Source organism: Priestia sp. SIMBA_032 (assembly GCF_046535215.1).
Taxonomy (GTDB): Bacteria; Bacillota; Bacilli; order Bacillales; family Bacillaceae_H; genus Priestia; species Priestia aryabhattai.
Genome location: NZ_JAWRXD010000803.1, coordinates 1 through 266, shown reverse-complemented (window position 1 = coordinate 266; position 266 = coordinate 1). Strand labels below are relative to the sequence as shown.

The 266-nt window shown below is 37.6% G+C and carries 1 protein-coding gene; it reads right to left on the bottom strand.

From position 1 onward, the window contains the following. Positions 1 to 266 (bottom strand): iron chelate uptake ABC transporter family permease subunit (locus tag SB717_RS36550; protein WP_410907942.1); only part of this gene is annotated, 266 nt, incomplete at both ends.

Below are 266 nucleotides of genomic sequence, written 5' to 3'. Positions count from 1 at the left end.
GAAATAGATTTCCCTAACACTATTGCAAAAATAATCGTTATAAGAATAATAGGGACTAAAAATTTCAAGTGTTCCCACTTAACCCCTGCAACACCACCAGCATACCAAAACGCTAAATCCTGGCTTAAATCATAATAAATCGCAACACCTGAACTTAATGAATGTAAAAGCGCTGCCATAACCGCTCCAGCAATCGTTAACCTGATTGGTGTTAACCCGCCTGATGTTGCTGATCCAATAACAAAAATAAGTACTGTACTTAAGAC